The sequence below is a fragment of the Methylobacterium sp. WL7 genome (assembly GCF_008040085.1).
GTDB lineage: Bacteria > Pseudomonadota > Alphaproteobacteria > Rhizobiales > Beijerinckiaceae > Methylobacterium > Methylobacterium mesophilicum.
Genome location: NZ_VRVG01000173.1, coordinates 1 through 8,350 on the forward strand (window position 1 = coordinate 1; position 8,350 = coordinate 8,350).

20 protein-coding genes are annotated in these 8,350 nt (G+C 64.7%); 6 read left to right on the forward strand and 14 right to left on the reverse strand.

Annotation, left to right across the window (positions count from 1 at the left end; translation table 11 throughout):
* From FV233_RS30650 to FV233_RS26620, 14 genes are all read right to left on the reverse strand, one after another.
* On the reverse strand, positions 1-295 hold a 295-nt coding region (locus FV233_RS30650), incomplete at its 3' end, for a winged helix-turn-helix domain-containing protein (RefSeq protein ID WP_187278237.1).
* Positions 292-498 (reverse strand): hypothetical protein, encoded by a 207-nt coding sequence (locus FV233_RS30655; RefSeq protein WP_187278238.1) that lies wholly within the window; start codon positions 496-498, stop codon positions 292-294. The genes FV233_RS30655 and FV233_RS30650, both read right to left, overlap by 4 nt.
* Positions 495-767 (reverse strand): hypothetical protein, encoded by a 273-nt coding sequence (locus FV233_RS30660; protein WP_187278239.1) that lies wholly within the window; start codon positions 765-767, stop codon positions 495-497. Before FV233_RS30660 ends, FV233_RS30655 begins: the two co-directional genes overlap by 4 nt.
* Positions 767-889 (reverse strand): hypothetical protein, encoded by a 123-nt coding sequence (locus FV233_RS31700; protein WP_281408046.1) that lies wholly within the window; start codon positions 887-889, stop codon positions 767-769. Before FV233_RS31700 ends, FV233_RS30660 begins: the two co-directional genes overlap by 1 nt.
* A complete protein-coding gene (locus FV233_RS26575) occupies positions 886-1,371 on the reverse strand; it encodes a hypothetical protein (RefSeq protein ID WP_147899296.1) in 486 nt (161 codons plus the stop codon). The genes FV233_RS31700 and FV233_RS26575 overlap by 4 nt, the downstream gene beginning before the upstream one ends.
* The gene (locus FV233_RS26580; protein WP_147899297.1) at positions 1,368-2,021 is read right to left on the reverse strand and encodes an RAD52 family DNA repair protein; all 654 of its coding nucleotides are present in this window, start codon (positions 2,019-2,021) and stop codon (positions 1,368-1,370) included. The genes FV233_RS26575 and FV233_RS26580 overlap by 4 nt, the downstream gene beginning before the upstream one ends.
* Positions 2,018-2,761 (reverse strand): hypothetical protein, encoded by a 744-nt coding sequence (locus tag FV233_RS26585; RefSeq protein ID WP_147899298.1) that lies wholly within the window; start codon positions 2,759-2,761, stop codon positions 2,018-2,020. The genes FV233_RS26580 and FV233_RS26585 overlap by 4 nt, the downstream gene beginning before the upstream one ends.
* Positions 2,762-2,963: 202 nt before the next feature.
* Positions 2,964-3,248, reverse strand: coding sequence for a hypothetical protein (locus tag FV233_RS26590; protein ID WP_147899299.1), 285 nt, complete (start codon positions 3,246-3,248; stop codon positions 2,964-2,966).
* Positions 3,245-3,541, reverse strand: a complete 297-nt coding sequence (locus tag FV233_RS26595; RefSeq protein WP_147899300.1) for a hypothetical protein — start codon at positions 3,539-3,541, stop codon at positions 3,245-3,247. The genes FV233_RS26590 and FV233_RS26595 overlap by 4 nt, the downstream gene beginning before the upstream one ends.
* Before the next feature lies 1 nt (position 3,542).
* Complete coding sequence (locus tag FV233_RS26600) at positions 3,543-3,932, reverse strand: hypothetical protein (protein ID WP_147899301.1); 390 nt, start codon at positions 3,930-3,932, stop codon at positions 3,543-3,545.
* Positions 3,933-3,945: 13 nt separating this feature from the next.
* Complete coding sequence (locus FV233_RS26605) at positions 3,946-4,323, reverse strand: HNH endonuclease signature motif containing protein (protein ID WP_147899302.1); 378 nt, start codon at positions 4,321-4,323, stop codon at positions 3,946-3,948.
* A gap of 2 nt (positions 4,324-4,325) precedes the next feature.
* The gene (locus FV233_RS26610; RefSeq protein WP_147899303.1) at positions 4,326-4,676 is read right to left on the reverse strand and encodes a helix-turn-helix transcriptional regulator; all 351 of its coding nucleotides are present in this window, start codon (positions 4,674-4,676) and stop codon (positions 4,326-4,328) included.
* On the reverse strand, positions 4,676-4,924 hold the full coding sequence (locus FV233_RS26615) for a hypothetical protein (protein WP_147899304.1): 249 nt from the start codon (positions 4,922-4,924) through the stop codon (positions 4,676-4,678). The genes FV233_RS26610 and FV233_RS26615 overlap by 1 nt, the downstream gene beginning before the upstream one ends.
* Before the next feature lie 277 nt (positions 4,925-5,201).
* Positions 5,202-5,981, reverse strand: a complete 780-nt coding sequence (locus FV233_RS26620) for a helix-turn-helix domain-containing protein (RefSeq protein ID WP_147899305.1) — start codon at positions 5,979-5,981, stop codon at positions 5,202-5,204.
* An 86-nt stretch (positions 5,982-6,067) separates the two neighbouring features.
* Here FV233_RS26620 and FV233_RS31775 point away from each other — a divergent pair, with 86 nt between their 5' ends.
* The 6 genes from FV233_RS31775 to FV233_RS26645 all read left to right on the forward strand — a co-directional run.
* On the forward strand, positions 6,068-6,319 hold the full coding sequence (locus FV233_RS31775; RefSeq protein ID WP_147899306.1) for a YdaS family helix-turn-helix protein: 252 nt from the start codon (positions 6,068-6,070) through the stop codon (positions 6,317-6,319).
* Positions 6,316-6,447 carry a hypothetical protein gene (locus FV233_RS31705; protein ID WP_281408047.1) on the forward strand — a complete coding sequence of 44 codons (132 nt, stop codon included), beginning with the start codon at positions 6,316-6,318 and terminating at the stop codon, positions 6,445-6,447. Before FV233_RS31775 ends, FV233_RS31705 begins: the two co-directional genes overlap by 4 nt.
* Positions 6,444-7,070: a GIY-YIG nuclease family protein gene (locus FV233_RS26630; protein WP_147899307.1), complete on the forward strand. Its 627-nt coding sequence runs from the start codon at positions 6,444-6,446 to the stop codon at positions 7,068-7,070. The genes FV233_RS31705 and FV233_RS26630 overlap by 4 nt, the downstream gene beginning before the upstream one ends.
* A gap of 3 nt (positions 7,071-7,073) precedes the next feature.
* Positions 7,074-7,652 (forward strand): DUF2312 domain-containing protein, encoded by a 579-nt coding sequence (locus FV233_RS26635; protein ID WP_147899308.1) that lies wholly within the window; start codon positions 7,074-7,076, stop codon positions 7,650-7,652.
* Positions 7,649-7,867 (forward strand): hypothetical protein, encoded by a 219-nt coding sequence (locus tag FV233_RS26640; protein ID WP_147899309.1) that lies wholly within the window; start codon positions 7,649-7,651, stop codon positions 7,865-7,867. Before FV233_RS26635 ends, FV233_RS26640 begins: the two co-directional genes overlap by 4 nt.
* A gap of 3 nt (positions 7,868-7,870) precedes the next feature.
* A partial coding sequence (locus FV233_RS26645) for a helix-turn-helix domain-containing protein (protein ID WP_281408049.1) occupies positions 7,871-8,350 on the forward strand: 480 nt, incomplete at its 3' end.

Below are 8,350 nucleotides of genomic sequence, written 5' to 3' on the forward strand. Positions count from 1 at the left end.
CACGCAACCGCTTGCGGATCTCATAGACCATCACGTTGAGGAGCTTGTCGGCGCAATCGGGAGCCTCACGGTCCCCGTAAAGCGCTGACAGGATCCGGCCGCGGGTGGCGACGTGAGGGCTTGCGGCCATGATGCAGGACAGGACCGCGCTCTGACGCGGGCTCAGCTTCCAAGCCTTCGGGAAGGCCATGCGCGGGGCCAGATCCTCGCGAAGCTGCCGGACAGTCTCGCGGAGGATGTCGTTCTCTTCACGAAGGGCGGCGATGACGGCGTGGTGGTGGAAGGGCGCGTTCATGCCGACCTCCCGACCAGAGCATGCGTGACCGCCGCGAACGCCAAAGCGAGGGCCGAACAGCCAATCCACCACACGACCGCCTGCTGCTCGCTCAGACTGCCTGGCTTGGTTAAGAAGGCGCCGAGAAAGCCCATCAACGCCCCCAGGACGAACGAGCAAGCGACGCCGTAGCCGATGACGGAGACGATGCCAGATCCGCTCACGCCGCCCTCCGACGCTTCTCAGCCAGCGCGGCGCGCGCCTCAGAAATCCCGACCTCTCTGACGCGCTCGGCCTCGATCCAGGCCTCAGCTTTCGCCGTCGCGGCCTCGGCGGTCTCAGCGTAGAAGCCGACCGAGAAGCCCTCTCGCCACTTGCCCGTGGGCTTGCCGTCAGCATCCAGAGCCGCCTCTTGAGCGATGGCGCGGGCGTAGTAGGCGCGGCCAGCATCCGGCGGGTCGATGGTCGCGTAGGTGCGAACGAAAACGGCCATTAGAGTTTCCTCCTACGGTTGCCAGCAGCCCTTACGAGCGGGTCTAGAAGGACGGTGATGGCGGTGATGATGGCAGCGCCGGTGGCGGCCATGATGCCGAGGATGATGTCGGTGGCAGTCATGCTGCCGCTCCGGTGCGCTGCCAGTGATGGTAGCTCGCCTCAAGGTCGGCCCAGACGCGAGCCGCCCGCGAGCCCTCAGTGATGTCGCTACGGCTCTGCACGCCGCATTCGATGCACACGAAGAACCGAGCCCGGATCTCCGGCAGAAGTTCGGGTCGATCGTCCGGTCGATGAAGCCACCGATCCTCGTCGCGGTCCTTCAGAAAGGCGTGGAACGACGGCTGACGACACGTCAGGGCCACCTTGCTCGCCAGAGACAGCGGCTTCCGTTCTAAGGGCTCGGCAGGGGGTTGAGCTTGCGCCTTCCTGTCGTGCTCGACGGCGGCAGAGTTGGAGATCAGCGCCAGTGCGACGGGCGCGCCGGGTTTGCCGAATAGCGCGAAGGCGGCCTGCGCGTCCTTCGGCTCAATATCGACTTGCAGGCGTAGCGAGCCGTCTACGAGGGTCCGACAGCTCACGGATGAGGACAGGATTGCGGTCACGCGGCGGCCTCCTCTGCTGCCTTGGCGAGAGCCTGTTCGATCCGCTTGCGGGAAAGTTCGTCGGCGGCTTTGTAGCCAGCGCGGAACGACGGATCGGCCTTGAGCCGCCGCATCGCCTCGTCGTCGGAACAGGCGCCGATCTCGTGGAGCATATGGTCCACGGACATGGGCGGCGGCCCGGCCGGCACGTCCACGACGTTCGCCTGATCCTTGTCGTAGAGAGCTAGGCCGAACGGGTTGCCGAAGGTCATGAGCCCACGCTTCATCGCGTCAGTCTCAGCCTCCTTGACGGCGCTCTCGTAGGCTTGGCCGAGATCCTTATCGATGCCGGAGCCGTAGCCGGTGCCGTCGCGTACAATGGACCAAGCTAGATCCAACTGATTGCGCGGGCGCACTCGGATCCGGACACGGCACATGAAGGCGACGCGCCACTTGTCGCCCATCTGGCGAGGCTCGCCGCATTCGCGCAGTTCCAGCGTCTCGCGATCCCAGCCGTCGAAGCCGAAAATGCGGTTGGCTTCGGCGATGGCGTGCCAGCCCTCGACGTAGCTGAGCGAGCGACCGGCTTGGCTGCGCGCCTTGACGTGCTTGCGGTCAAGCGGCGCCTTGAGGGCGGCAACCTGTTCGGTGGTGAACGCTTCGGTGCTCATCGGGCGACGCGCTCCTCATGGTAGGTGACGCCCGGCACGGTGCGGACGCTGGCGGCGCAAAGGCTCTCCACCGCCGTCCGAAGCATGCCGGTAAGGTGGTCGGGGCGGTTTTCGGCGAACCAGTTCAGCACGGCCCGGCGGTCGGTGATCTCGGGCCGGTAGACGGTGCGCAGGGTGACGGCACGGGCGCCGCCGCGAGCTGCGGCCTTGTCCTTGTCGGCATCCTTGGCGAGGGCTTCTGCCTGCTTAGCCTCGCCGGCCAAGCGCTCGGCTTCGATACGGCCGGCGAGGTCATCGACCGGTGCAGCCTGGAATGCCGCTCTGGCACGCTCAGCGGCCTCCTCAGCGGTTTTGCGGGCTGCGATGGCCTCAGCCTGCTTCTTCGCTTCCTCGGCAGCCAGCCACGGCGCCAGAGCGCGCTTGCAGCACTCCATTGCCAGGACGGTCTTGCCCTTCACCGACTTGGTGTTGCCGATCAGGGCGCCATAGCGGGTCTGGATCTCAGCCTTGGCCGTGTCGTGAGGCTCGGCCTCTTGCTTGCGGCGCTCGTCGGCTCGCTTCTCAGCCTGCCGGAGCAGATCCAAGAGCTTGCTGACTGCAGTGGCCTCGGCCTCGGTGGTGACACCGGAGCCGTCCAGCCAGTTCTGGGCTTCCGCGAAGAGGTCGCCGATCTCCGTCGCTGACAGATCGAACGGCGTCGGCGGGTTGTTGTGGCCGATGGTGGCGAGGGCGGCGGTCATGCCGGGCACCCCGCAAGCATCGCGCGTGTCATGCCAGCGAACAGAAGCGCCAAGATTGCGCCGCAGATCCACCATTTGACGCCGCCGGCGTGCAGTGAACTGCCGGATTTCGTAGCAAGCGCGGCTCCGAAGCCTAGTACGGCCGCTAGAGCGAATGAGATGGCAGCGCCGTACCCGATTATGGCGATGATGACATTGCCCATCACGCTGCCTCGCGAACGGTTTGAAGGCCAAGGAACCGCTCCACAGCAGCGAAGCTGTCGAACCGATCGCCGCTGGGGCTCAGCGGACGCGGAAGGCCGGTGCAGGCAGCGTCAGGGAAGGCTTCCGGATCGGGGATGATGGACCATGGCTCGGCAATGAAGAGGCGGACACCCGCCGGCCACTCCAGAGCCGGTCGAGCCGGGAACAGGTTGGCGACCTTGCGATCCCCGTGGAAGATCCAGAACAGATCCTCGTGGCGCTGAACGATGCGGAAGGCGCTCATGATTGCGCCTCCGCCCGAGCGAGGGCCTTGCGCGCACGCTCAACGTTGCGGTCGAAATCGACCATGACGGTATGGGTGCCGTCGATGTCATCAATGAACCACTTAAGGGCTACCAGTAGGTCTGGCGCAGCAGCCATGAGGAGAGCATTGGCGCGGGCTTCTTCACTGCCACCGCGCCAAACGCCAAAACCGCAGTCGGCAATACCTTCACCATCGCGATCACCAATGCCGATGATCTTGGTGTTGTCAGGCGTGGTGAATACGCGCCAAGGGCCGGGAGTATGCTGAGCCATCTTACAGGCTCCCCTCGCTGGCGACGGCCGGCAGATCGGCATCGCGGATACGGCGGCCGAAGGGCTTGGCGGACGGGCATCGCTCGTTGCGGCAAGCCCGTGCCTGCATCTCAACACCCTGCGCAGGCTGGGTTGGGCGCGGCTGGTAAGCTTCGCCCCGCATGAGCGAGCACAGGGCGGTGTCGGCCTCGTACCGAGCGGCATGCATCTCGCCGAGCGTGCGGCGGATGTGAGTGTCGAGGTTCAGGTCAGGGAAGTCAGCGGGGGAGGCGCCTTCGTCCAGGCGAAGAGCCAAGCGAAGGACGGCGCGGTGAGCGCGGTCCAGCCGGTCAAAGGCTGCCTCGATGCTGTTCGGCGTGATGTCGTCGTTCGGAGAGAAGGGCGCGTACATAGCTTGACCCTGGCTAGCGGTTGAAAGGGGGATTGCACTGCTTGGTCAGCGGGGTTGAGGCCCGACGCTGAGGCGCGGCTTTCGCGAAGCCACGGGATTGGATCGGGCGCTTGGGGGCCGAGGCGCCGACGTGAGCGATCTCGCGGCGCTTCGCCTTGGCGATGGCCGGAACATCGGCCTTGGCTGTTTTCCCCGCGTGACAGCCTTTCTTGTGGGCCGGTGCGAGGTTGTGTTCTTCGTCGTCGCCGTACAGCGCGAGCGGGATGACGTGGTCGAGGTCCCAGGCCTCGCCCGCGGTGATCCGGCCCGAACACACGTGGCAGCGGCCATCGTGGGCGAGGAAGATCCGGAGCCGGGCCTTGGCCGACCAGCGCTTGCGAGCGACGGCCATGATCAGGCCGCCTCAGCCAGAGTGTCAGCCTGCGCCTCACGAGCCCGCGCTTCAGCCAAGGCCATGGCTGCAGCAAGCAGAGCCGCTTCAGCTTCGCGGACAGTGAGAGGGCGGGGCTCGAAAGGAGCGGGGGCCTCATACAGATCCGAGAGCGGAACCCCGATCCGATCAGCGACAGCCTGGAGGCGGCTCGCAGAGAACCTGTTGGTCCCCCGCTCACATTTCTGGACCTGCTGGAAGGTGATGCCGAGGTGACGAGCCAGATCCGACTGCGTCAGTCGGGCTTTCTCTCGAGCTGCTCGGACAAGGGCACCAATGCGCTTGTCGGCCTCGTTGACGGGCTGGCGAGCCATTAGGCGGCCTCCCCGATCTGAGCGAGCACAGCAGCTTCGTCGGCGGCGATCTCGGCTTCGATGCGCCGGGTCTCTTCAGCTTCGGCCTCGTCGGCAGCCTCTTGCGCGTCGAGCAGGTCGTGAGCGTGAAAGACCGCAGCAGCGCGGCAATCGAGGTCGTCAGCGATGATCTGACCGTCGAGGAACACGGCGTAGAAGCGGCCGGCCTGACCGACGCTGTAGGGGGCGATGTCGTTGAAGGCGCGCATCAGCAGGCCTCCCCGCCGAGAGCGACGTGACCAGCAGCCCAAGCGGCGCTGAGAAAGCCGATGACCGTGAGGCCGATGGTGATGGTGGTCGGGTCGAGGAGGATCTGGGACATCGGCGGGCGCTCCAGCGCTGCTGCGATGTCCCTATAAATACCGGCGGACCGGTAGCGGTCAAGCAGTTTTAGCGGCGTGCCGGTATTTTTCTGCTCAAAACTAGCGGCGGTATTTACAAACCTGCCGCTGAGTCGTTTCTGTTTTGTTCCCCGTTATCCACAGATCACATGCGGGAAATGCGGGCGGCGACCCGGCCGACCACCTGAACCGGCGACTCAAGGGTCAGCGTGATCGGACTGTAGCGCGTGTTGAGCGACTTGCAGACGATCCGGGGCGGCTGCGCTTCTCGATCAAGCTCGACCTGCTTGATGATGATGCCGACTCCATCAAACACGACAAAGATGCCGCCTTGCCGGACGTCGCGGTCGTCGCGGTCAACCATTACCCGGTCGCCCGATGACAGGCCTTTGGCGCTGCCATCATCCATGCTGTCGCCGCGTACCTTGATGATATCCATGCCGCCGGAACGAAGCCCAAGTTCGCTTTCTACGAATTCGGTAGGCAGGCCCCATCGTGCAACCACCTTGTCGGAAGGGTTGCCGTCTTCTTGGTGCGACTCGTCGATGATGCCGCCGCCGTAAGACGCGCCGCCGCGCACATCAATCTCCCGAACCTGGAGCATGGCCTCAATTTTTGCGGCGCGCAGCGGTCCTATGAACTTCTGCTCCAGCAGTTCGGATTTAGTCATCTTTCCAATGTCGCTGACCGATCGTAACATGCGAGCGGCGCGCATATCGTCGTCGCCTTCTTCAAGGCCGAGCAACCAATCAGGCGAGACCCCGCAGACATCGGCCAGCTCGCGCAGCTTGTCCGTCTTCATGGTTTTGCCGCTCTCCAAATCGCTCACCGAGCGCTGGGAAAGGCCGACCATGTCGGCAAGCTCGGCCTGGGACAACCGCAGGTTTTTGCGCCGGGCTCGGAGTCTGTCGCCGCGAAATGCCATGTCAGAAGGCTTAGCGGTGACGAGAAAGATTGCACCGCTGACGATTAGCGGTTGACTTTACCGGCGTACCGGTCATTTTTAGCGGCATGACCGCTAACCAGCGCGCCTTCGCCAAAGCCGTAGCGGCTGCCAAAGGGCAGCTACCGCTAGCACGTGCCATCGGCACCTCGCAATCGAACGTGTGGGAATGGCTCAATCGCAGCCCCCGTGGTGTGCCGGCTGAGTGGGTCCTGCGCGTCGAGGCCGCGACGCAGGTGCCGAGGCACATCCTCCGGCCGGATCTGTATCCGCCGCCCAGCCTAGTGGTCCCCGCCGAGCCGATGAGGGCTTCAGCATGACCGCGATACTTATGGCCCCAATAGCCTGCTCAACGGCGGTTCTATCGCTCGCCCTTCTCGGCGTTCGCCCGCTCGGCATCGTGCCGGCGATGGTCGCGGTGGTCGGCGGCTGCTGGTGGATCGCGTGAGCGGCATTGACGGCTCGGGCGCCGACCAACAGCTCGCTTGCCTCAGCCCGACCTTCTTCCTTCAGGAGCAGGATCGGCTCTTCGCCCAGATCAGCGATGTTCGCGGGCGCTTCGCCTACATTCATGAGCGGACGCATGATCGGCTGAAGGCGAAGACGACCCGGGATGCCTCGTTGTTTTATCGGGCTGGCGTCCTCATTGGCCGTAATAGCGATGGCGCCCGCGGGTTGGTCCGGTTGATCAATCGCAAGGGCGTGGATGGCGCTTACGCCTTCTATCAGGACTTCGGGGCGATCCCAGATTTCGAGGATGCTCGACCTTCGGTAAGCCAAATTGGCTTCGTTTATACGGCCAGGTTCGTCCGCTACCCGCACGTCATCAAGGTTGGCTATTCGGCCAGCCCGGTGCGTCGGATGAAAGAGCTGCAGGGCACCTTCGGCGAAGTGCTGGAGCTTGTCAGTGCTTACGTCGGCACGATGCTGGACGAAGCGCGCGACCACGTTGCGGCTAAGCATCGGTACATCGGTCGGGAGTGCATGTTCGCTCCTGATTTCGACGATGTCCGTCCTGGCCGCATCCCTCCGTTCTTGCTCGGCCCGCTCCGGCACATCGCTGAGGACTGACCCATGTCTGCTGAAGATCAGATCCGCCAGTACGCCGAGCGCATCGTGCGTCTTGAGCAGGAGCGCAAAGCGCTCGCCGAGGACATCAAGGAATGTAAGGCCGAGGCTAAGGCGGCTGGCTTCTCGCCCAAGCTGATCACGACTTGTGTACGGATCATGCTGATGGAAGCGGAGAAGCGCGCCGAGGCGCTTTCTGGCCACGAAGAACTTGACCTGTATCTGAGCGCGGTGGGCCTCGTCGCCTCCCGTGCAACGGATGGGGTCGAAGAGGTCTCGCCTGGGGCTGATGCATCGGCTCAGAGACATGCTCGCGTCATCCCCCAGGCCACTGACGCGGCACAGGGCAGAGCGACACCTGCCACTGCGCGAGTAAGCGATGTCGTCCGCGGCGACATTCTGGAAGCGCCGGCCCTGGGCAGAAGTGGTGCGACCACTGGGGAGAGGCCCAGCACATTTCCGCGCCCTAGCGCGCCCGACCTCGACCCGAGCGAACTCTTCGGGGAGCCACGCTCGCGGATCCACCCGTTGCCGGCCACGGGCCGAGAAGAAGGCCGGCACCTTCATTCGGATCGCTCGTCATGAGCATCCCGAGCCCCTTCGCCGAGCTTGAGATCTCGGCTGGCACCCTCAAGGCCACGGTCGCTCACGGGCACGTCTACTACGCCTTCCGTCGGCGTGGCGCCCGGTCTTGGGAGACCAGCCGGAAGAGCTTGGACGAGGCTCAGGCCTTCGTCGGCACCCTGGCTGATCACATCGCCAACGCGCGCTTCCTCAATCGCCTTTCGCAGGAGTCCTGAGACATGGCTGGCGGTGGCCCCATTCCTGTCCGTGAGTACGCTGAGGCTGCCGAGCTGATGCGGCATGCCGCTGAGCTTCGCGCCCGTCTTTTCCCTGCGCGTCAGGTTCAGGCGGCTGCCCTTCAGCGAACCAAGCCGGTTGCTCGGAAGCCGGTTGAGGCCCCCGCTCCGAAGCAGAGGACGGAGCCGAAGATAGAGCAGGAGGGCTTCATCCCGCCGAAGCCCGTGCGCCCGCAGGACTTTGAGGATCCGAAGTCGGTCACGATGAAGAGCCTGACGGCCATCGTCGCTGAGGTCACCGGCGTCTCTGCTCTGGAGATCACCTCGCACCGCCGCCGACCCCTTCAGGTCAAGGCTCGGCAGATCCTCTACTGGCTCGGCAAGAACTACACTGGGCTGAGCCTGCCGCAGATCGGGCATCGTGTCGGTCGTCGCGACCACACCTCCGCGCTCTGGGGCATACGCAAGGTTCAGGCGATCGCG